Source organism: Mycobacterium sp. HUMS_12744610 (assembly GCF_041206865.1).
Lineage (GTDB): Bacteria > Actinomycetota > Actinomycetes > Mycobacteriales > Mycobacteriaceae > Mycobacterium > Mycobacterium servetii.
The window spans coordinates 4,628,622-4,649,314 of record NZ_JBGEDP010000001.1 but is presented as its reverse complement, the minus strand read 5'-3'; the positions used below and the strand labels follow the sequence as shown (position 1 = coordinate 4,649,314).

At 69.1% G+C, this 20,693-nt stretch carries 21 protein-coding genes and 2 pseudogenes; 4 read left to right on the top strand and 19 right to left on the bottom strand.

The genetic code is table 11. The annotated features are described in order from the left end of the window. Positions 1 to 7 precede the first annotated feature (7 nt). From AB8998_RS22620 to AB8998_RS22610, 3 genes and pseudogenes are all read left to right on the top strand, one after another. Complete coding sequence (locus AB8998_RS22620; protein WP_369741708.1) at positions 8 to 454, top strand: hypothetical protein; 447 nt, start codon at positions 8 to 10, stop codon at positions 452 to 454. Between the two features lie 291 nt (positions 455 to 745). Continuing rightward, positions 746 to 835 (top strand): annotated as a pseudogene (locus tag AB8998_RS22615) (PPE domain-containing protein); the annotation flags it as partial. 206 nt (positions 836 to 1,041) lie between these two features. Continuing rightward, entirely contained in the window at positions 1,042 to 1,311 is a 270-nt protein-coding gene (locus AB8998_RS22610) for a hypothetical protein (protein WP_369739860.1), read from the top strand. Between the two features lie 26 nt (positions 1,312 to 1,337). On the opposite strand, the gene nuoN is transcribed toward AB8998_RS22610, so the two are convergent. The 14 genes and pseudogenes from nuoN to AB8998_RS22540 form a co-directional block, all read right to left on the bottom strand. Beyond that, the gene (gene nuoN, locus AB8998_RS22605; protein WP_369741707.1) at positions 1,338 to 2,933 is read right to left on the bottom strand and encodes an NADH-quinone oxidoreductase subunit NuoN; all 1,596 of its coding nucleotides are present in this window, start codon (positions 2,931 to 2,933) and stop codon (positions 1,338 to 1,340) included. After that, positions 2,933 to 4,519 carry an NADH-quinone oxidoreductase subunit M gene (locus AB8998_RS22600; protein WP_369739858.1) on the bottom strand — a complete coding sequence of 529 codons (1,587 nt, stop codon included), beginning with the start codon at positions 4,517 to 4,519 and terminating at the stop codon, positions 2,933 to 2,935. Before AB8998_RS22600 ends, nuoN begins: the two co-directional genes overlap by 1 nt. A gap of 11 nt (positions 4,520 to 4,530) precedes the next feature. Then, positions 4,531 to 6,432, bottom strand: coding sequence for an NADH-quinone oxidoreductase subunit L (gene nuoL / locus AB8998_RS22595; RefSeq protein ID WP_369739857.1), 1,902 nt, complete (start codon positions 6,430 to 6,432; stop codon positions 4,531 to 4,533). Between the two features lie 10 nt (positions 6,433 to 6,442). After that, entirely contained in the window at positions 6,443 to 6,742 is a 300-nt protein-coding gene (gene nuoK, locus AB8998_RS22590; RefSeq protein WP_025735676.1) for an NADH-quinone oxidoreductase subunit NuoK, read from the bottom strand. Beyond that, complete coding sequence (locus AB8998_RS22585) at positions 6,739 to 7,536, bottom strand: NADH-quinone oxidoreductase subunit J (RefSeq protein WP_369741706.1); 798 nt, start codon at positions 7,534 to 7,536, stop codon at positions 6,739 to 6,741. The genes nuoK and AB8998_RS22585 overlap by 4 nt, the downstream gene beginning before the upstream one ends. After that, a pseudogene (gene nuoI / locus AB8998_RS22580) lies at positions 7,536 to 8,090 on the bottom strand (NADH-quinone oxidoreductase subunit NuoI); the annotation flags it as partial. The pseudogene nuoI and the gene AB8998_RS22585, both read right to left, overlap by 1 nt. Continuing rightward, entirely contained in the window at positions 8,074 to 9,342 is a 1,269-nt protein-coding gene (gene nuoH, locus AB8998_RS22575; RefSeq protein ID WP_369741705.1) for an NADH-quinone oxidoreductase subunit NuoH, read from the bottom strand. The gene nuoH and the pseudogene nuoI, both read right to left, overlap by 17 nt. A gap of 5 nt (positions 9,343 to 9,347) precedes the next feature. Continuing rightward, positions 9,348 to 11,768, bottom strand: coding sequence for an NADH-quinone oxidoreductase subunit G (locus AB8998_RS22570; RefSeq protein WP_369739856.1), 2,421 nt, complete (start codon positions 11,766 to 11,768; stop codon positions 9,348 to 9,350). A 7-nt stretch (positions 11,769 to 11,775) separates the two neighbouring features. Then, positions 11,776 to 13,092 carry an NADH-quinone oxidoreductase subunit NuoF gene (gene nuoF, locus AB8998_RS22565; RefSeq protein WP_369739855.1) on the bottom strand — a complete coding sequence of 439 codons (1,317 nt, stop codon included), beginning with the start codon at positions 13,090 to 13,092 and terminating at the stop codon, positions 11,776 to 11,778. Further along, on the bottom strand, positions 13,089 to 13,847 hold the full coding sequence (nuoE, locus tag AB8998_RS22560; RefSeq protein ID WP_369739853.1) for an NADH-quinone oxidoreductase subunit NuoE: 759 nt from the start codon (positions 13,845 to 13,847) through the stop codon (positions 13,089 to 13,091). Before nuoE ends, nuoF begins: the two co-directional genes overlap by 4 nt. Beyond that, on the bottom strand, positions 13,844 to 15,142 hold the full coding sequence (nuoD, locus tag AB8998_RS22555) for an NADH dehydrogenase (quinone) subunit D (protein ID WP_369739852.1): 1,299 nt from the start codon (positions 15,140 to 15,142) through the stop codon (positions 13,844 to 13,846). Before nuoD ends, nuoE begins: the two co-directional genes overlap by 4 nt. Continuing rightward, entirely contained in the window at positions 15,142 to 15,849 is a 708-nt protein-coding gene (locus AB8998_RS22550; protein WP_369739851.1) for an NADH-quinone oxidoreductase subunit C, read from the bottom strand. The genes nuoD and AB8998_RS22550 overlap by 1 nt, the downstream gene beginning before the upstream one ends. Beyond that, positions 15,846 to 16,400 (bottom strand): NuoB/complex I 20 kDa subunit family protein, encoded by a 555-nt coding sequence (locus tag AB8998_RS22545; RefSeq protein WP_369739850.1) that lies wholly within the window; start codon positions 16,398 to 16,400, stop codon positions 15,846 to 15,848. Before AB8998_RS22545 ends, AB8998_RS22550 begins: the two co-directional genes overlap by 4 nt. 8 nt (positions 16,401 to 16,408) lie before the next feature. Further along, complete coding sequence (locus AB8998_RS22540; RefSeq protein ID WP_369739849.1) at positions 16,409 to 16,777, bottom strand: NADH-quinone oxidoreductase subunit A; 369 nt, start codon at positions 16,775 to 16,777, stop codon at positions 16,409 to 16,411. Between the two features lie 171 nt (positions 16,778 to 16,948). Here AB8998_RS22540 and AB8998_RS22535 point away from each other — a divergent pair, with 171 nt between their 5' ends. Next, positions 16,949 to 17,269 carry a PE-PPE domain-containing protein gene (locus tag AB8998_RS22535; RefSeq protein ID WP_369739848.1) on the top strand — a complete coding sequence of 107 codons (321 nt, stop codon included), beginning with the start codon at positions 16,949 to 16,951 and terminating at the stop codon, positions 17,267 to 17,269. Positions 17,270 to 17,350: 81 nt separating this feature from the next. Here AB8998_RS22535 and AB8998_RS22530 read toward each other — a convergent pair whose 3' ends face one another. From AB8998_RS22530 to AB8998_RS22510, 5 genes are all read right to left on the bottom strand, one after another. Beyond that, entirely contained in the window at positions 17,351 to 17,764 is a 414-nt protein-coding gene (locus tag AB8998_RS22530; RefSeq protein WP_369739847.1) for an Rv3143 family two-component system response regulator, read from the bottom strand. Positions 17,765 to 17,793: 29 nt separating this feature from the next. Further along, a complete protein-coding gene (locus AB8998_RS22525; RefSeq protein ID WP_369739845.1) occupies positions 17,794 to 17,940 on the bottom strand; it encodes a hypothetical protein in 147 nt (48 codons plus the stop codon). Between the two features lie 156 nt (positions 17,941 to 18,096). Next, positions 18,097 to 18,450, bottom strand: a complete 354-nt coding sequence (locus AB8998_RS22520; RefSeq protein ID WP_369739844.1) for a DUF6285 domain-containing protein — start codon at positions 18,448 to 18,450, stop codon at positions 18,097 to 18,099. Further along, complete coding sequence (locus AB8998_RS22515; RefSeq protein WP_369739842.1) at positions 18,447 to 19,451, bottom strand: phosphotransferase family protein; 1,005 nt, start codon at positions 19,449 to 19,451, stop codon at positions 18,447 to 18,449. The genes AB8998_RS22520 and AB8998_RS22515 overlap by 4 nt, the downstream gene beginning before the upstream one ends. After that, positions 19,448 to 20,686 carry an acyl-CoA dehydrogenase family protein gene (locus AB8998_RS22510; protein WP_369739840.1) on the bottom strand — a complete coding sequence of 413 codons (1,239 nt, stop codon included), beginning with the start codon at positions 20,684 to 20,686 and terminating at the stop codon, positions 19,448 to 19,450. Before AB8998_RS22510 ends, AB8998_RS22515 begins: the two co-directional genes overlap by 4 nt. Positions 20,687 to 20,693 lie beyond the last annotated feature (7 nt).

Sequence of the window (20,693 nt, the reverse complement as noted above, 5' to 3'; positions counted from 1 at the left end):
CGCGGGCATGGCGGGCGCGGCGCGGATGGCCATCCCCGCCCTGTCGGTGGCATCCGGGCTGCTAATGGTGGGATCGGTCGCCGTCGGTTCGCACGGGGCGGCGATGGTCGGGTGCGCGGCGGCGCTGACCGCGGTGGCCGTCGGGACGGCGTTGCGGCCGGCCGCAACGTTTGCCGTTGTGCTCGTGGTGTTCGCGATCGCGCTGTCCGGTCCACCGCCCGTGCCCGTCGGCCTGTCGGGGCTTTGCGCGGCAGCCTATCTGGTGTCCCGCCACGCCACCGGGCCGTCGGCCGCGATGGTCATCGGGAGCCGCGCGACATGGGTTGCTGCCCTGTGCTTCACGTCGGCCGGTTTGATTGCGGTGTCGTTTCCGCTTCAGCTGCCGTGGCTGCCGCTGCTCGCCCCGCTGGGCGCGCTGGCGATTTTCGTGCTGGCTACGCGCCCGTTCACGTAGCGGGTTTGGCCGATAGCCGAAGCGCGGTTTCCGGCGCGCGCCTTGCGGGCAGCAGGGCCGGGTGCGGTGCCGTTGCCATCGTGTAACGCCGCATAGCGGCTTGGTGTCGGCCGCGTTGGGCTGCCCAGTGGGCTCGGAACGGAGGTTTGCCGAACTTTTTGGCAATATCTCGCGCATTTGCGATGCGATGTTTGCTCATCGGTCGCGTAGCGGGTGCCGCGCCGAGAGGTTCTGACACACGAGACCCGTGGGGGACGGTGTGTGGCCACGCCTCATGGGAAGGACAGGCCGATGAGTTTTCTGACGTTGCCGCCGGAGATCAATTCGCTGCGGATGTTCTCCGGTGCCGGTTCGGCGCCGATGCTGCAGGCCGCGGCGGCGTCGGGGGAAACACGGGCTTCTTCAACACGGGCAGCCTGAACACCGGCCTGTTCGACTCCGGGGACCTCAACACCGGCATCGGCAGCGCGATCACCCAGCCGGGCTCGGTCTCCGGCATCGGCACCTCCGGCACCGACGTCTCCGGGTTCTACAGTTCGGGCGTCGACGTCTCCGGCTACCAGAACACGAGCGCCGGTGCCCTCGGGGTGCCGAGCTCGGGATTCGGAAACATCGGCGACGGCAACGTCGGGATCGACAACTCGGGTACCCAGCTGACCGGCATCGCCGACATGGGCAGCACCAACGTCGGCATGTTCAACTCGGGTGCGAACAACTCCGGCATCGCGAATTCGGCCACCAATGCCGGCGGCCTCACCTACACCTCAGGTGTGGGCAACTCCATCGACGACTTCGCGGGAATCGCCGACCAGGGCACCGGCTTTGGCGCGGGCGCGGAAGCGGCGGCCAAGGGCTAGCGGCGCAAACAGCGCGTGCGGCCGGCTCAGTGCAGCAGGTGGGCGGCCTGGTCGGCCAGGTCGAGCAGAGGCTGCGGGAAGATCCCCAGCGCCACGGTGGCCACGGCGCACACGGCGATCGCGGCCTTGCTCAGGATGCCGGGCGCGACCACGTGGGGCGTGTCCTCGGTGGCCTCGGTGAAGAACATCGAAACGATCACGCGCACATAGAAATACGCGGCCACCCCGCTGGCGATCACACCGATGACCACCAGCGGCAGCGCCCCGCCCTGGGCGGCGGCCCGAAACACGGCGAGCTTGCTGACGAATCCGCTCGTCAGCGGGATGCCGGCGAAGGCCAGCAGGAACATCGAGAACATCACGCCCACGATCGGTGAGCGCTGCCCGAGCCCCGCCCAGTGGGACACGGTGGCGTCCTCGACGCCGTCGGCGTTGCGGATCAGGCTCACGATCGCGAACGCCCCCATCGTGCTGAAGCTGTAGGCGACCAGATAGAACAACGTGCCCGACAGACCGGAATGGTTGTCGGCGATGACGCCGGTGAGGATGAAACCGACGTGGGCGACCGACGAGTAGGCCAGCAGCCGCTTGACGTCGGTCTGGTTGACCGCGGTGATCGTGCCCACCGCCATGGTCAGGATGGCGATCGTCCACAACACCGGGCGCCACTGGTCGTGCAGCGGCGGCAGCGCCACGTACACCACCCGCAGCAGCGCGCCGAACGCCGCGACCTTGGTGGCCGCCGCCATGAAGCCGGTGACCGGAGTGGGGGCGCCCTGGTAGACGTCGGGAATCCAGGAGTGGAACGGGACCGCGCCGACCTTGAACAGCAGGCCGACCGACAGCAGCGCGACGCCGACCAACGCCATCGACGTGTCACCTTGGGCGGCAAAGGCTTTGCGGATGCCGGGCAGCAGCAGCGTACCGGTCGCGCCGTAGATCAGCGCCACGCCGTAGAGAAAGAACGCCGACGAGAACGCGCCCAGCAGGAAGTACTTCATCGCCGACTCCTGCGACAGCAGGCGACGATGCCGGGCCAGGCCGCACATCAGATACAGGGGCAGCGAAAGGACTTCCAGCGCGACGAACATGGTCAGCAGGTCGTTGGACGCGGGGAACACCATCATGCCGCCGACCGAGAGCATCGTCAGCGGGAAGAGTTCGGTCTGCGCGGCCCCGGCCCGTTCGGCCTCGATCTCGGCGTCGCTGCCGGGCACCGCGGAGGCCTGCGGAGTGAAGGAATCCAGGCCGGCCGCCGCCGAAGCGGCCCCTGAAACTCCCACGGCCGCTTTGCGTTCCGCTTTGGCCTGCGTGCGTTCGGCCATGAAGATGACCGCGAGCACGGCCACCAGCAGCACGGTGCCCTGCAGGTACAGCGCAGTGCGGTCGACGGCCATCGCGCCCAGCACCGCGGTGCGTCCCGAGGTGCAGACCGAGCGGCTCACCGCGACGACCGCGACGAACGCCGCCACCAAGCCGCCGAGCGCGAGCGCCACCTGGGTGCCGTAGCGGAACCGCCGCGGCACGAACGCCTCGGCCAGCACACCGGCCACCGCGACGCCGAACACGATGAGCATCGGGCTCAGCAGGAAGTACTCGATGCTGGGGGAGGGGAGCAGGATCATCGGTGTGGTCCTTCGGCTGTGCGGGGTGCTCGGTCCGGTGCCGCGGTGCCCGGGGGCACGCTCGGCGCGGGATCGTGCTGGCCGATGGTGGTCATCGTGTTGGCGACGGCGGGGTTGATCAGCTCCAGCACCGGCTTGGGGTAGACCCCGAGACCGATCAGCAGCGCGATCAACGGCGCGATGACGAGCAGTTCGCGCGCCTTGAGGTCGGTGATCTTCTCGTTGCCCGCGGCCACCGGTCCGGTCATCACGCGCTGGTAGAGCCACAGCATGTAGATGGCCGCCAGGACCAGTGCGGTGACCCCGAACGCGCCGGCCAGCCAGTAGCGGTTGAAAGTGCCCAGCAGGACGAGGAATTCGCTGACGAAGGGCGCCAGCCCGGGCAGCGACAGGGTGGCCATGCCGGCCACCAGGAAGGTGCCCGCCAGGACGGGCGCCACCTTCTGCACGCCGCCGTAGTCGGCGATCAACCGGCTGCCGCGTCGCGTCACAAGGAACCCGGCGATCAGGAACACCGCGGCGGTGGAGATGCCGTGGTTGAGCATGTACAGCGTGGACCCGCTCTGGCCCTGGCTGGTCATCACGAAGATGCCCGCGATGATGAACCCGAAGTGCGAGATCGAGGTGTAGGCGATCAGGCGCATCATGTCTTTCTGGCCGATCGCCACGATCGCGCCGTAGATCACGCCGATGATGGCCAGCGTCACGATCAGCGGCCGGAAATACGTCGAGGCATCCGGGAACAGCTGCAGGCAGTAGCGCAGCATGCCGAAGGTGCCGACCTTGTCCATCACCGCCGTGATCAACACCGCGGTCGCGGGCGTGGCCTCCACGCAGGCGTCGGGCAGCCACCGGTGGAACGGCCACAGCGGCGCCTTGATCGCGAAGGCGAACATAAAGCCCAGGAACAGCGCCTTGAGCACCGCGGGATCGACGCCCAGGCGCCCGTGCTGTACCGCGTCGACGATCGCCCGGAAGTCGAAGGTGCCCGCACCGTGCTTCGCGGTCACCACGTACAGCCCGATCACCGCGGCCAGCATGATCAGCCCGCCGAACAGGTTGTACAGCAGGAACTTCACCGCGGCGCGGGAGCGGCCCGAACCCTGACCGAAGCCGCCGATCAGGAAGTACATCGGGATGAGCATGGCCTCGAAGAACACGTAGAACAGCAGCACGTCCAGGGCGATCACCGAGACCAGCACCATCGACTCGATGGCCAGCGTCAACGCGATGTAGGCGTGGACACCCCGCGTGCGCTCGCCGCCGTCGTTCCAGCCGGCCACCTGCAGCACCGGGATCAGCACCACGGTGAGCAGCACCAGCACCACCGCGATGCCGTCCACGCCCAGGGTGTAGCCGGCCCCGAACGACGGGATCCACGAATGGCTTTCGACGAACTGGTAGGTGGGGCCGCCGGCCTTGAAGCCGGCGGTGATGACCACCGCCACCGCCAGCGTCAGCAGTCCGAACGCCAGGCCGATCCACTTGGCGAGCTGCCGCAGCCCGGGCGGCACCAGGATGACCAGCGCGGCACCCGCGAGTGGCACCAGCCACAGCACGCTCAGCCAGGGGACGTTACTCATCGAAGCCCCGTTCACCAGAACCTCACCGCCAGGATCAGCGCGACCACCAGGGTGGCGCCCGCCAGCATGGACAATGCGTAGTTGCGCGCGAAACCCGTCTGCAGGCCGCGTAGGCGGTTCGACGTCGCGCTCACCAGCGCCGCGAGGGCGTTGACCGAGCCGTCCACACCCGCGTCGTCGAATTCGACCAGCGCGTGCGTCAGTTGGGCGCCGGGGCGCATGAACACCTCCTCGTTGAAGGCATCGCCGTAGAGGTCGGCGCGCGCGGCCGTCGTCGCCGGGGAGACCGACAGCGGGGCCACCCGCGGGATCGGCAACCTTCCGTACTTGGCGTAGGCCACCGCGATGCCGATGGCGACGACGGTCAGCGCCAGCGCGGTGCTGACCCAGGTGGGCAGGGCGTGGGTCACCTCTTCGGGCGCGCCGACGACCGGTTCGAGCCAGCGCTGCAGGGTGCCGCCGATGGCCAGCAGGCCACCGGAGAACACCGAGCCGAAGGCGAGCAGGATCATCGGCCACGTCATCAGCGCCGGTGCCTCGTGCGGGTGAACGCCCGGCGCCCAGCGCTTTTCGCCGAAGAAGGTCATCAGCATCACCCGCGTCATGTAGAACGCGGTGATCCCGGCGCCCAGCAGCGCGGTGCCGCCCAGCACGTAGCCGCGGATCCCGCCGGAGGACAGCGCCGCCTCGACGATGGCGTCCTTGGAGAAGAAGCCCGCGAACGGCGGCACGCCGATGATCGCCAGGTAGGCGAGCCCGAAGGTGACGAACGTGATCGGCAGGGCGGCGCGCAGCCCGCCGTAGCGGCGCATGTCCTGCTCCTCGTGCATCCCGTGGATGACCGCGCCGGAGCCGAGGAACAGCCCCGCCTTGAAGAACCCGTGGGTCAGCAGGTGCATGATCGCGAATGCGTAGCCGGCCGGGCCCAGGCCGGCGGCCAGCACCATGTAGCCGATCTGGCTCATCGTCGAGGCGGCCAGGGCGCGTTTGATGTCGTCCTTGGCGCAGCCGATGATCGCGCCCAGCATCAACGTGACGGCACCGACGATGACCACCGCCAGCTGCGCCCCGGGCGCCAGGTTGTACAGGGGGTTGGACCGCACGATCAGGTACACGCCGGCGGTCACCATGGTGGCGGCGTGGATCAGCGCCGACACGGGGGTGGGGCCCTCCATCGCGTCGCCCAACCAGGCCTGCAGCGGGACCTGCGCGGATTTGGCGCAAGCGCCCAGCAGCAACAGCAACCCCATCGCGTTCAGCACGCCCGTGCCCGCGGCCGGCGCGGCGGCGAAGACGCCCGCGTAGGACAGCGTCCCGAAGGTGCCGAACATCAGGAACATTCCCAGCGCGAGGCCGGCGTCGCCGACCCGGTTCATCACGAACGCCTTCTTGGCCGCCGTGGCCGCGGTCGGCTTGTGGTACCAGAACCCGATCAGCAGGTAGGACGCCAGGCCGACGCCCTCCCAGCCGACGTAGAGCACCACGTAGTTGTCGGCGACCACCAGCAGCAGCATCGAGGCCAGGAACAGGTTGAGGTAGCCGAAAAAGCGGCGGCGGTCGGGATCCTCGGCCATGTAGGCGACCGAGTAGATGTGGATCAGCGAGCCGACCCCGCTGATCAGCAGCACGAAACACATGGACAGCTGGTCGATCTGCAGCCCGAGGTCGACCTGCAGCTGGTTGACCGGGATCCAGGTGTACAGCTTCTGGTGGATCGCGCGGTCGTCGGCGCCGCGGGCCAGCATGTCGGCCAGCAGGGTGGCGCCCACGCCGAACGACGCGAGGGCCGCGGCGCAGCCCAGCCAGTGGCCCCACGCGTCGGTGCGTCGACCGCCGAACAGCAGGATCGCGGCACCCGCCAGCGGCAGGGCCACCAGCAGCCAGGTGTAGTGAGTCCCCAAAAGATTTGTCACGGTGGCGTTCTCAGCCTTTGAGTAGGTTCGCGTCGTCGACTGACGCCGATTTGCGGGCACGGAAAATCGTCATGATGATGGCCAGTCCGATCACGACCTCGCAGGCGGCCACCACCATCGTGAAGAACGCGATCATCTGCCCGTCCAGGTGGCCGTGCATCCGGGCGAAGGTGACGAAAGCCAGGTTGACGGCGTTGAGCATCAGCTCGACGCACATGAACATCACGATGGCGTTGCGGCGCAGCAGCACACCCGAGGCCCCGATGGTGAACAGCAGGGCCGAAAGGTACAGGTAGTTGGCCGGATTCACGACGCACCTCCCTGGGGCAGGCTCGGGCTCGCTTCCCGGGAGGGGATCTCGGTGCCCTCGCCGGTGTGCCGGTGCAGGATCGGCGACACCGAGATCTCCGAATACGAGCCGTCGGGCAGCAGCGCGGCCGTGTCGACGGCGTTGCGGCGTGCGAAGACGCCGGGGTTGGGCAGCGGCGTGGGATGCCCGCCCGGCCGGAAGCGTTCCTCGGAGAGCTCCCGCTGGGTCTTGCGCCTCTCGAACCGCTCGCGGTGCGCCAGCACCATCGCCCCGACGGCCGCGGTGATCAGCAGCGCGCTGGTCAACTCGAAGGCCCACAGGTAACGCGAGAAGATCAGCGCCGCCAGGCCTTCCACGTTGCCGTTCGCGTTGGCCCCGCGCAGCCCGGCGAAGCCGCCCGTCGCCACGTTGCCGATGGCGGCGACCATCAGGACACCGAACCCGACCCCGGTCACCACGGCCGCGACGCGCTGTCCGTGCAGCGTCTCCTTCAAGGACTCGGAGGTGTCCACGCCGATCAGCATCAGCACGAACAAAAACAGCATCATCACCGCGCCGGTGTAGACCACGACCTGCACGACGCCGAGGAACAGCGCGTCCTGGGCCATGTAGAACACCGCCAGGATGATCATCGTCATCGCCAGGAACATGGCCGAGTAGACGGCGTTGACCGCCAGCACCACCCCGAGCGCGCCGATCAACGCCAGCGCGCCCAGCACCCAGAACGTCACCGCCTCACCGGTGGAGGTCCGGACGATGGCGTCGGCCGCCAGGACGTGGACATCGGACGCAATCACCGCGGTTCCCCGGCGGTCTGGGGTGCGCGCAGGCCCTGCGCGGTCACGTTGCCCTGGTAGTAGTCCTTGTCGGTGGCCCCCGGCGTCCGGGGATGTGGCGGCGCGAGCATGTCGGACAGCAGCGGGGCCAGCAGCCGGTCCTTCTCGTAGATGAGGTCGGCGCGGTTGTCGTCGGCCATCTCGTAGTTGTTCGTCATCGTCAGCGCCCTGGTGGGGCAGGCCTCGATGCACAGGCCGCAGCCGATGCAGCGCAGATAGTTGATCTGGTAGACACGGCCGTAGCGCTCACCGGGGGAGAATCGTTGCTCCTCGGTGTTGTCCGCGCCTTCGACGTAGATGGCGTCCGCCGGGCAGGCCCACGCGCACAGCTCGCAGCCGATGCACTTCTCGAGGCCGTCGGCGTAGCGGTTGAGTTGGTGACGGCCGTGGTAGCGCGGCGCCACCGGGCCCGGCTTCTCCGGATACTCCTCGGTCACCCGCTTTTTGAACATCGCGGCGAACGTCACGCCGAATCCGGCCACGGCGTCCAGCAACTTAGCCATGCGCTTTCTCCTTGCTCGCACCGATCGGGGTCGTCAGGGCCTTCATCGGCAGCGGCGGCACCGGGAACGCCGGCTCGAGGGCCGCGGCGCCGCGACCCTTCTCGCGGCGGCGCATTTCCCGTTCCATCGCGCGGACACCGGGATTGGCGAACGGTTTCCGCAACAGCAGTACCAGCACCGCGGCCACCACGATGCTGCTGACGACCAGCAGCGGCGTCCAGTACGGGTAACCCTGGTTGCGCAGCGTGCGGATGACCGCCGCGATCAGGACCCACACCAGCGATGCCGGGATCAGCAGCTTCCAGCCCAGCGCCATGAACTGGTCGTAGCGCAGGCGGGGCAGGCTGGCGCGCAGCCACATATAGATGAACAGGAAGGTCCACATCTTGGCGGTGAACCAGAGCACCGGCCACCAGCCGGTGTCGGCACCGGCCCACATGTTCAGCGGCCACGGCGCATGCCACCCGCCGAAGAACAGGGCCGTGGCGAGCGAGGAGACCGTCATCATGTTCACGTACTCGGCCAGCATGAACATCGCGAACTTCAGCGACGAGTACTCGGTGTGGAACCCCGCGACCAGCTCACCCTCGGCCTCGGGCAGATCGAAGGGCGCACGGTTGGTTTCGCCGACCATCGAGATGAGGTAGATGATGAACGACGGCAGCAGCAGGAACACGTACCAGACCCGGTTCTGGGAGGCGACGATCTGCGACGTCGACATCGAGCCGGCGTAGAGGAACACCGCCGCGAACGACAGCCCCATCGCGACCTCGTAGGAGATGACCTGGGCGGTGGAACGCACCCCGCCCAGCAGCGGGTAGGTGGACCCGGACGCCCAGCCGCCCAGCACGATTCCGTACACCCCGATCGCCGAGAGCCCGAGGATGAACAGCACCGCGACCGGAAGGTCGGTCAGCTGCAGCGGCGTCCGGTGGCCGAACACCGACACCACCGGGCCGAACGGGATGAACGCGAAGGCGGTGAACGCCGGGATCGTCGAGATGACCGGCGCCGCCATGTACACGAACCAGTCGACGCCCTTGGGGGTGATGCTCTCCTTGAGCGCCAGCTTGATCCCGTCGGCCAGGCTCTGCAGGGCGCCCCACGGACCCACCCGGTTGGGGCCGGGCCGCAGCTGCATCCAGCCGAGAATCTTGCGCTCCAACAGGATCGCGACCAGCACGTTGAGCATGAGGAACACGAAGATGGCCAGCGCCTTGCCCAGCACCAGCCACCACGTGTCGTGTCCGAAGGCGCTCAAGCCGGTCATTTGCCCACTCCGATGTTCACCGTGCTCCCCATGGTCACGCCCAGCTCCCGGTGTACCGCCGAACCCGGCGAGTTCAGCGGGAGCCACACCACCCGGTCGGGCATGTCCGTGACGCTCAGCGGCAGGGTGATCGAGCCGCGCGGTGTGCTGACCGTGACCTCGTCGCCGTCGGCGGCGCCGATCTCGGCCGCCGTGCCGGCCGACAGCCGCGCCACGGGTGTGCGCGCGGTCCCGGCCAGGTGCGGTTCGCCGTCCTGCATCCGGCCGGCGTCCAGCAGCATCCGCCAGCCGGTCAGCACCGCCTGGCCTTTGTCCGGCTGCTCACCGGGCCCGGTCGGCGCGGCGACGTCGGGCCCGGCGGCCCAGTTGCCGTCCCAGGTGCCCAGCCTCGCCAGTTCCGCGCGCGCCGCGTCGGCGGTCGAGAGCCCCAGGTAGATGCCCATCTCGTCGGCCAGCGCGTCGAGCACCTGGTGGTCGGACTGGGCGGCCTGCTTTGTCGTGCCGTGCAGCGCCGGTTCGAACGGGCGGTACCGGCCCTCCCAGTTGACGAAGGCCCCGACCTTCTGCGTCGTCGGCGCGACCGGGAACACCACGTCGGCGCGCTCGGTCACGGCGCTGTGCCGCAGCTCCAGGCTGACCACGAACCCGGCGGCGTCCAGCGCGGCCAGCACTGCTGCGGGGTCGGCGAAGTCGTCGGGTTCGACACCGCCCACCACCAGTGCCCCCAGCGTGCCGTCGGCGGCGCCGGCCAGGATGCCGTCCACGTCGCGTCCACGGGCGGAAGGCAGTTCGGAGACGTTCCAGGCCGCGGCGATCTGCGCGCGGGCGGCCTCGTCGTCCAGTGGGCGGCCACCGGGCAGCAGGCCGGGCAACGCGCCGGCCTCGAGTGCGCCGCGCTCGCCGGCCCGCCGTGGCACCCACGCCAGCCGGGCCCCGGTGGCGTCGGCGAGCCGCGCGGCGGCGGACAATCCGCCGGGCACCGCGGCCAGGCGCTCGCCGAGCATGATGACCGCGCCCGGAGCCGACAGCAGCTCGCCCACCTCGCCGGTGGTCAGGCCGTCCAGCGTGGCCGCTTCGGCGCCGGGTGCGGTTTGCAGCAGCCGGCCCGCCATCTTGTGCAGCGCGCGGGTCGCGAACGGCGCGACCGCGTACACCGGGACGCCGCGCTTGCGGGCCGCCTTGCGCAGCCGCAGGAACACGATCGGCGACTCTTCTTCCGGCTCGAACCCGACCAGCAGCACCACCGGCGCGGATTCGAGATCGGCGTAGCCGACGTCGCGGCGGCCGGCGATCCGCGCCGCCAGGAAAGCGGCCTCCTCGGCCGAGTGCGGACGGGCGCGAAAGTCGATGTCGTTGCTGTCCAACACGATTCGGGTGAATTTGGAGTACGCGTAGGCGTCCTCCAAGGTGGCGCGGCCGCCGACCAGGACGCCGGTGCGCCCGCGGGCCGCATCGAGGCCCCGGATCGCCGTCGCCATCGCGTGCGACCACGACGCGGGCGTCAGCACGCCGTCTTCGCCGCGGATCAGGGGGGTGGCGATGACATCCGGGGCGATCGCGTAGTTGAACGCCCACCGCCCCTTGTCGCAGTTCCACTCCTCGTTGACCTCGGGGTCGTCACCGGCCAGGCGCCGCAGCACCTTGCCGCGGCGGTGGTCGGTGCGCTGCGCGCAACCCGAGGCGCAGTGCTCGCACACGCTCGGGCTGGAGACCAGGTCGAACGGGCGCGCCCGAAACCGGTACGCCATCCCGGTCAGCGCGCCCACCGGGCAGATCTGCACCGTGTTGCCCGAGAAGTAGGAGTCGAACGGCTCGTTGGCGTAGATGCCGACCTGCTGCAGGGCGCCCCGCTCCTGCATATCGATGAACGGGTCACCGGCGATCTGCTCGGAGAACCGGGTGCAGCGCGCGCACAGGATGCAGCGTTCCCGGTCCAGCAGCACCTCCGAGGAGATGTTGATCGGTTTGGCGAACGTGCGCTTGACGTCGGTGAAGCGGGAGTCCGCGCGGCCGTTGGACATCGCCTGGTTCTGCAGCGGGCATTCGCCGCCCTTGTCGCACATCGGGCAGTCCAGCGGATGGTTGATCAGCAGCAGTTCCATCACGCCGTGCTGGGCCTTGTCGGCGGCCTCGGAGGTCAGCTGGGTGCGCACCACCATGTCGTCGGTGGCGACCGTGGTGCACGAGGCCATCGGCTTGCGCTGCCCCTCGACCTCGACCAGGCACTGCCGGCACGCGCCGACGGGGTCCAGCAGGGGGTGGTCGCAGAAGCGCGGGATCTGGATGCCCATCAGCTCGGCGGCGCGGATAACCAAAGTCCCCTTCGGAACGCTGATTTCGTTACCGTCGATGGTCAGCGTCACCATCTCGGGTCGGCTCACCTCGCCGCCGGTCTCGGGTTTGGCCGCAGCCGTCATGTGACGGTCACACCTTTCCGTTGGGGTTCAGCATGGAGTCTTTGGGGTCGAACGGGCACCCGCCGCCCTCGACGTGCGCGACGTATTCGTCGCGGAAGTACTTGATCGACGACATCACCGGGCTGGCGGCGCCATCGCCCAACGCGCAGAACGCCTTTCCCAGGATCGAATCGGAAATGTCCAACAGTTTGTCGATGTCCTCGGGCGTACCCTTGCCGGTTTCCAGGCGTTCGTAGATCTGGTCGAGCCAGAAGGTGCCCTCCCGGCACGGCGTGCACTTTCCGCAGGACTCGTGCTTGTAGAAGTAGGTCCAGCGCTGCACGGCGCGCACCACGCAGGTGGTCTCGTCGAAGATCTCCAGCGCCTTGGTGCCCAGCATCGAGCCGGCCGCGCCGACGCCCTCGTAGTCCAGCGGCACGTCGAGGTGCTCGTCGGTCAGCAGCGGGGTCGACGACCCGCCGGGCGTCCAGAACTTGAGCCGGTGCCCGGACCGCACGCCGCCGGCGTAGCCGAGCAACTCGCGCAGCGTGATGCCCAGCGGGGCCTCGTACTGGCCGGGCCGGGTGACGTGCCCGGACAGCGAGTACAGCGTGAAGCCGGGCGACTTCTCGCTGCCCATCGACCGGAACCACTCGACGCCGTGGTGGATGATCGCCGGCACGCTGGCGATCGTCTCGACGTTGTTGATCACGGTGGGGCAGCCGTAGAGTCCGGCCACCGCGGGGAACGGCGGCCGCAGCCGCGGCTGGCCGCGCCGGCCCTCCAGCGAGTCCAGCAGCGCGGTCTCCTCACCGCAGATGTAGGCGCCCGCCCCGGCGTGCACCACCAACTCCAGGTCGAAGCCCGAGCCGTTGATGTCGCGGCCCAGGTATCCGGCGGCGTAGGCCTCGGCCACCGCGTTCTGCAGGCGGCGCAGCACCGGCAGCACCTCCCCGCGCACGTAGATGAACGCGTGGTGGGCACGGATCGCGTACGCCGCGATGATGACGCCCTCGACCAGCACGTGCGGGGTGGCCAGCATCAGCGGGATGTCTTTGCACGTACCGGGTTCCGACTCGTCGGCGTTGACCACCAGGTAGTGCGGCTTGGCGGCCGCCCCGGAGTCGCCCTGCGGGATGAACGACCACTTGGTGCCGGTCGAGAAGCCCGCGCCACCGCGCCCGCGCAACCCGGAGTCCTTGACGGTGGCGATCACCGCGTCGGGGTCCATCGCCAGGGCCTTCTTCATCGCCTGGTAGCCGTCGTTGCGCAGATAGGTGTCCAGCGTCCACGACTCGGGGTCGTCCCAGAAGCGGCTGAGGACCGGGGTCAGCGGGGTGCTCATGACTGGCCTTCCGACGCTGCCGGCGCCTCCATGCCCAGTTCCCGCGCCACCTTCAGCCCGGCCAGCGTCGCGGCGCCGGCCCCGCCCTGCCCCTGGTCCGGCCGCTCGTCGGGCAGGCCGGCCAGAATGCGCGACGTCTCCCGGAAGGCGCACAGCGGGGCGCCGCGGGTCGGCGGCGCCGGCGTGCCCGAGCGCAGCGAGTCCACGAGTTCGCGCGCCGACTCCGGGGTCTGGTTGTCGAAGAACTCCCAGTTGACCATCACCACCGGGGCGAAGTCGCAGGCGGCGTTGCACTCGATGTGCTGTAGCGTGACCGAGCCGTCGGCCGTCGTCTCGTCGTTGCCGATGCCGAGGTGCTCTTTGAGGCTCTCGAAGATCGCGTCGCCGCCCATGACGGCGCACAGCGTGTTCGTGCAGACCCCGACGAGGTAGTCGCCGGTGGGTCCGCGACGGTACATCGTGTAGAAGCTCGCCACCGCCGACACCTCGGCCCCGGTCAATCCCAGCTGCTCACCGCAGAATTCGAGACCGGCCGGAGTCAGGTAGGAATCCTGGGCCTGCACCAGGTGCAGCAGCGGCAGCAGCGCCGAGCGCTTCTCGGGGTAGCGGCCCATGATCTCCTTGGCGTCGACCTCCAACCGAGCCCGCACCTCAGGGGGGTAGGACTGCGGCGCGCCCTCGACCACGAACGCGTTGGGCTCCTCGGGCGGCGGGCCCAGCCGGATGAACACGGGCTGCCCCTGGGCACCTGTCATCGGTCCACCCCGCCCATGACCGGGTCGATGCTGGCGACCGCGGTGATCAGGTCGGCGACCATTCCGCCCTCGCACATCGCGGCGACCGACTGCAGGTTGGTGAACGACGGGTCCCGGTAGTGCACCCGGTAGGGGCGGGTGCCGCCGTCGCTGACCATGTGCACGCCCAACTCGCCGCGGGGCGATTCGACCGCGCTGTACACCTGGCCCGCGGGCACCCGGATGCCCTCGGTGACGAGCTTGAAGTGGTGGATCAGCGCCTCCATCGAGCTGCCCATGATCTTGGCGATGTGCTCCTGCGAGTTGCCCATGCCGTCGGGGCCCACCTTCAGATCGGCCGGCCAGGCGATCTTGCGGTCCTCGACCATCGTCGGACCCGGCCGCAGTTTGTCCAAACACTGCTCCACGATCTTCATCGACTCCCACATCTCTTTCACGCGAATCATGTAGCGCCCGTAGGCGTCACACGTGTCGGCGGTGATCACGTCGAACTCGTAGTTCTGGTATCCGCAGTACGGCTCGCTCTTGCGCAGGTCGTGCGGCAGTCCCGTGGACCGCAGTATCGGGCCGGTGATCCCCAGCGCCATGCAGCCGGTCAGGTCCAGGTAGCCGATGCCCTCGGTGCGGGCCTTCCAGATGGCGTTCTCGTTGAGCAGGGCGCCCATCTCACGCAGCGGATGACGCAATTCCTCGAGGGCGGCCGCGACCTCGTCGACCCCGTTGGGCGGGAGGTCTTGCGCCACGCCGCCGGGCCGGATGTAGGCGCTGTTCATCCGCAGGCCGGTGATCGACTCGAAGAGTTTGAGCACGATCTCGCGGCCCCGGAAGCCGACGAACATCGGGGTCATCGCGCCCAGTTCCATGCCGCCGGTGGCCAGGGCCACCAGGTGCGAGGAGATCCGGTTGAGCTCCATCATCATCACGCGGATGACGCTGGCCCGCTCCGGGATCTGGTCGGTGATGCCGAGTAGCTTCTCCACGCCCAGACAGAACGCGGCCTCGTTGAAAAACGGCGACAGGTAATCCATCCGGGTCACGAACGTGACGCCCTGGGTCCAGTAGCGGTATTCGAGATTCTTCTCGATCCCGGTGTGCAGGTAGCCGATTCCGCACCTGACCTCGGTGACGGTCTCGCCCTCGATCTCCAGGATCAGCCGCAGCACCCCGTGGGTCGACGGGTGCTGGGGGCCCATGTTGACGACGATGCGCTCACCGGGGTCGGCCTTGCGGGCGGCGTCGACGACCTGCTCCCAGTCCTGGCCGCCGGCGACGACGAGGGTTTCGGTTTGACTCATCAGTTGTAGCCCCTCCGCTCGTCGGGCGGGGGTATCTGCGCGCCCTTGTATTCCACCGGGATTCCGCCCAGCGGGTAGTCCTTGCGCTGCGGGTGCCCCTGCCAGTCGTCGGGCATCTCGATCCTGGTCAGCGACGGATGCCCGTCGAAGATGATGCCGAAGAAGTCGTAGGTCTCGCGTTCGTGCCAGTCGTTGGTCGGGTAGATCGCGTACAGCGACGGGATGTGCGGATCACCTTCCGGCGCAGCAACTTCCAGCCGCACGCGGCGGCCATGGGTGATCGACTGCAGGTGATAGACCGCGTGCAGTTCCCGCCCGGCCTCGTGCGGGTAGTGCACGCCGCTGACGCCCAGGCACATCTCGAACCGCAGGTCCGGTTCGTCGCGTAGCCGCTGGGCGACCTGCGGCAGCGACTCCCGGCGCACGTGCAGCGTCAGTTCGTCGCGGTGGACCACGACCTTCTCGATCGCGGTGCCGAAATCGACACCGGCGCGCCCCAGCGCCTCGGCCAGGCCGTCGGCGACCGCGTCGAAGTAGCCGCCGTAGGGCCGGGAACTGCTGCCCGGCAACGTGACCTCACGCACGAGCCGGCCGTATCCGGACGTGTCGCCGGTGCCCGACACCCCGAACATGCCGCGCCGGACATCGATCACTTCCTCGTCGGCGCGGGCCACTGCTTCCTGCGGGTCCTGGTCCGGTGAGCTCATCGCAGCAGCCCGCGCATCTCGATGGTGGGCCGGGCCGCCAGCGCCGCCTCCTCGGCCTCGGCGATGGCGTGTTCCCGGTTCACGCCGAGCGGCATGTCCTGAATCTTCTCGTGCAGCTTGAGGATTGCGTGCAGGAGCATCTCCGGGCGCGGCGGGCAGCCGGGCAGGTAGATGTCCACCGGGACCACGTGGTCGACGCCCTGCACGATTGCGTAGTTGTTGAACATCCCGCCGGAGGACGCGCACACGCCCATCGACAGCACCCATTTCGGCTCGGCCATCTGGTCGTAGATCTGGCGCAGCACGGGTGCCATCTTCTGGCTGACCCGCCCGGCCACGATCATCAGGTCGGCCTGCCGCGGTGTCGCCGAGAACCGCTCCATGCCGAAGCGTGCGATGTCGAATCTGGGTCCGGCCGTCGCCATCATCTCGATTGCGCAGCAGGCCAACCCGAAGGTCGCCGGCCACAGCGAGTTCTTGCGCACATAGCCCGCGACCTTCTCGACGGTGGACAGCAGAATCCCACCGGGCAGCTGTTCTTCCAGGCCCACGTCTTACCTCAATCCCACGTCAGGCCCCCGCGGCGCCACACGTAGGCGTAGGCCACGAAAACCGTGAGCATGAACACGACCATTTCGACCAGCGCGAACGTCCCCAGCGCGTCGTAGCTGACCGCCCAGGGATACAGGAACACGATCTCGATGTCGAAGACGATGAACAGCATCGCGGTGAGGTAGTACTTCACCGGGAACCGCTGGCCGCCGGTCGTGTGGGCGGTGCTTTCGGTGGGTTCGATCCCGCACTCGTAGGCGGCCAGCTTCGAACGGTTGTATCGGGACGGACCGACCAGGCTCGCGATCACCACCGAGCCCACGGCGAAGGCGGCGGCAATGGCTCCCAGTACCAGGATGGGTATGTAGGCGTTCAACTCGCTCCAAGATCCGTCGTACGGGCCGCCGGGCGGCGACCGGGCGGTGGCCGGGCTGCTGTGACGGACAGTGTCTTTGTCCGGTCGCAGTGACCTACAACATAGCGTCGCGACGGCCGGGGCGCTTGCCCGGGGTGGGCTATCCGATCGGTTGCCGGGCCCGTGACCGGGATGGCCGCTCAACTTCGGTGGAACCGCAGATTGTCAGCCCGACCTGGGGCATGCGGTGCTTATGCTTTTGTGCCTCGCGGACCGTTGCCGCGGCCGCGACGGGCCGCGATCGGCCCGTCGAGATGGGCACCGAACTCGTCGCGCCGTCGCAGGTGGTTCAGGTGTCATCCGTCGCGAACGCGCTCGGGTGCACCACGACGACGTACATGGTGCCGACCACGACCCTTACCCCTCCTGATGCCACTGCAGCAGATCGGGGTCGCGGCGCCCATCGTCAGCGGCCTGAACAACGCGCTGACGCCCCTCGTCGACGCCGGCTAATCCCAATACGATCCGACCGGAGGCCCCTACCTCAGCCACGGCACCCTGATGTGGTGCGGGCGGGCGACCCGCTGCGCCCGGCTAGCGAGCGGGGGTTCGCAGCAGGCCCAGCACCGTACGGCCCAGCACAATCGGGTCGATGGGGTGCGGCACCGCAGCTTCGGCGCGAGACCATTTGGCCAGCCACGCGTCGTCGCGACGCCCGGTGAGCACGACGATCGGCGGGCACGTCTCGAGTTCGTCCTTGAGCTGCTTGGCGATTCCCATGCCGCCCGTCGGCGTCGCCTCCCCGTCCAGGATGGCCAGGTCGATGCCGCCCTCGTCCATCCGCTGGATGACCATGGGGCCGGTCGCCACCTCGATGTAGTTGAGCTCGGGCAGATCCGGGTGCAGGTGCCGGCCCAACGCCTGGATCACTTCCCGGCGCGTGTCGGCGTTGTCGCTGTAGACGAGGACGCGCAGGGCGACGGCGGAGTCGGTATTCGCGGCGGGCACGAGCAGATGGTACTGCGGCGGCGCCGCGCCTAACGGGGTACCCGCACGAAGACGGCGTCGGCCGCCGCCGTCGCGGTCGCCGCCATCATGCCGAACTTGTTCCAGCCCAAGCCGAACCGGGCCCGCTCGACCCGGGTGTGGCCCGCGATGCGGACCGCGCCGGGCCTTGTCGTCATCCCGGCGCGCACCCGATCGCCACACCGCGATGTCATCGCGCCAGAGCCGGTCCACCGTTGCCCTGTCGCCGCCCTCGATCGCGGCGAACAGGCGATCGGCTACGTCGATGATGGTTTCGGCGTCGGGCTCGGCATGGGCAGGCTCCTGGTCGCTGTCTATGCGGTGTCCGGGTCCGGCTCGTCGTATCCCGGGTGCGCGACCGCCAGCCGGCGGCGGACCAGGGTGCGCAGGCAGGCGATGACCTCCCCGGCGCGCCCGTCCAGGTCGCCGGCCCGGATCGCGGCCGCGAGCGCGTCTTCGTCGGCGTAGCCCAGGCGGGCCAGCGCCGCACCGCTTTCCGCCTCGCTCTCGTCGAGCAGTTCCCGCTCGACGATGCGCAACGCGTTGGCGGCCACCCGGGCGTGGAAGTTGACCCGTCCGGTCGTCGCCTCCCGGACCTCGGACTCGAGGAACTCGGCCACCGCGGCGACGAGTTCGGCCGCCAGCGGGCGGCCATAGGCGCCGATCACGAGCACACCTTCGACTCCGGGCTCTCGAGCAGGTCGAGCAGGTCCCACTCGGTCTCGCTGACGCGGCGGCCGATCGTCGCCAGCTCCACCGAGCGGGACTGCCCGCTCAGATGCCGTTCCGCCTGGTAGCGGCAGATGACCCCCCAGCGCAGCGTCGCCAGCACCAGCCACCAGTGGAACGCCACCCGGTCGACGGTAGTTGCGGCGGCTTCCTCGTAGGCCCGCAGGAAGCTCTCGATGCTGCCCAGGCCGCCCGCGGCCAGGCTGGCCGGGGCGCCGAACCGCCAGGCCCGGATGCAGAACCAGGCCAGGTCTTCGTAGGCCTGCCCGGCGTGCACCAGTTCCCAGTCGAGGACCGCGGCCAGGTCGGAGCCGTTGACGATGAGGTTTCCCATCCGGAAATCGCCGTGCACCAGAACCCGCGCCGACGGCCGAGGCCGGCGGGCGGCCAGCCACCGGAACGCCCATTCGAACGTGGCGGTGGTGTCACCCATCGCGTCGAGGCGCTCGCGCCACTGAGCGAGTTGGTCCTCCTGGGTCAATCCGGGCAGGTCGGGGTCGGCCCGGTGGATGGCGGCCAGCGCCCGCGCGCACTGATGCAGCAGTCCGGTGCGGGCCTCGTACCCGTGGCCGCCGGCGTCGAGTTGCCGGTGGATGCGCCGGACGATCGTCTCGCCTTTGATCTCGTCGCAGACGAGAAACGGATTACCGAGTGCGGCAGCCGAATCGTCGGCGATCAGAACGTGGGGGACCGGTGCGCCGGCCGCGGCCGCCGCGGCCTGTGCGCGGGCCTCGAGCTCCATGCCGGCGTGCACGTCGTCGGGGGGACCGATGCGCAAGATCAGCGCCCGGCGCCCGCCAGCCGTGACGGCGTCGAACGCCCAGGTGGTGCGGCTGGCGCCACCGGTCAGCGCGCGCAGATTCTCGACGGCGGTGCCGGCGCCGAGCACCTGCGCCAGCACTCCCGTCAGCCTGCCGAGCAGCTCCGGTTCGGCCGTCACCGCTTGCCGAACCTGAACAACCGCTGCGCCACCCGGCGGATCTGGATCTCCTCGGCGCCCTCGGTGATCCGGTACCGGCGGTGGTGGCGGTAGATGTGCTCGAACGGTTCGTGACGGCTGTAGCCGAGGCCGCCGAAGACCTGCATGGCGCGGTCGGCGGCGTCGCAGACCAGCCGGTTGGCGCGGTAGTTGGCCATCGACACCTTGTCGGAGACCTCCATGTGGTGGTCGCGGTCCAGATGCCATGCCGCGTACTGGACGAGCAGCCGGACCATCTGCGCCTCGGTCTGCAGTTCGGCCAGCGGCCACTGCACGGCCTGGTTGACCGACAGCGGTTTGCCGAACACCGTGCGCTCGCCGGCGTACTGCGCGGCGCGGTCGATGCAGTACTGCGCGGCGCCCAGGCTGCTCGCGGCCTGCCGAATCCGGTTCTCGTGCAGGAACGTCTGCGCGACCTCCAGGCCGCGGCCCACTTCGCCGAGCACCGCGTCGGCGGGTACGCGCACGTCGGTCAGTTCGACCTCGCCGTGGTCGGTGGGCATGTTGAACGTCCACCAGTAGTACGGCACGCCGAAGCCCGGGGCGTGGGTGGGGACCAGGAACGCGGTGATGCCGTGCGCCTGCCCCGGCTCCCCGGACGTGCGGGCGAATACCAGGTCGTGGGTGGCGCGATGCACGCCGGTGTTGAACCGCTTGGAGCCGTTGATCACCCAGTCGTCCCCGTCGGGTACGGCGCGGGTTTCCAGCCAGGTGGCATCCGAACCGTGCTTCGGTTCGGTCAGACCGAACGCCATGGAGCGCTCCCCGGTGATCAGCGCCTCCGACCAGGCGGCGCGCTGCTCGTCGGTGCCGAACCGCTCCATCATGATGACCTGCGGGAAGTTCCCGACGATCGACGACTCGTTCTGCAGGTCGTTGTGCAGCCCCAGGCCCTTGTGCGCCAGGTGTTCCCGGATGACGGCCATGTCGAGGTTGGTGCCGTCGCGGCCGCCCAGCGAGGCCGGCAGCGCGTAGCGCAGCCAGCCCGCCTTGTCGGCGCGCCTGCGCATCTCGGCGAGCAGGTCCTCCCACTCCCGGGTCGGGATGCCGTCGTTGTCCCAGTCGGTGCGGGCGTGCTCGCGGCGCTTGTCGAAGTACTGGATGTGGTCGCGTTCCAGCGGCTTGATCTCCGCCTCGATGAACGCGTCCATCTCGGCGAGCAGTCCCGGAAGATGTTCTGGGAGAGTGAAATCCATGGGTCTC

Bases quoted from the DNA above. Each gene is read 5' to 3' on its own strand.
- nuoD (WP_369739852.1), bottom strand. From the start codon at position 15,142: ATGAGTCAAACCGAAACCCTCGTCGTCGCCGGCGGCCAGGACTGGGAG.
- nuoE (WP_369739853.1), bottom strand. From the start codon at position 13,847: ATGACAGGTGCCCAGGGGCAGCCCGTGTTCATCCGGCTGGGCCCGCCG.
- nuoF (WP_369739855.1), bottom strand. From the start codon at position 13,092: ATGAGCACCCCGCTGACCCCGGTCCTCAGCCGCTTCTGGGACGACCCC.
- AB8998_RS22570 (WP_369739856.1), bottom strand. From the start codon at position 11,768: ATGACGGCTGCGGCCAAACCCGAGACCGGCGGCGAGGTGAGCCGACCC.
- AB8998_RS22535 (WP_369739848.1), top strand. From the start codon at position 16,949: ATGGCCGCTCAACTTCGGTGGAACCGCAGATTGTCAGCCCGACCTGGG.
- AB8998_RS22550 (WP_369739851.1), bottom strand. From the start codon at position 15,849: ATGAGCTCACCGGACCAGGACCCGCAGGAAGCAGTGGCCCGCGCCGAC.
- AB8998_RS22525 (WP_369739845.1), bottom strand. From the start codon at position 17,940: ATGACGACAAGGCCCGGCGCGGTCCGCATCGCGGGCCACACCCGGGTC.
- AB8998_RS22620 (WP_369741708.1), top strand. From the start codon at position 8: ATGGCGGGCGCGGCGCGGATGGCCATCCCCGCCCTGTCGGTGGCATCC.
- AB8998_RS22600 (WP_369739858.1), bottom strand. From the start codon at position 4,519: ATGAGTAACGTCCCCTGGCTGAGCGTGCTGTGGCTGGTGCCACTCGCG.
- AB8998_RS22510 (WP_369739840.1), bottom strand. From the start codon at position 20,686: ATGGATTTCACTCTCCCAGAACATCTTCCGGGACTGCTCGCCGAGATG.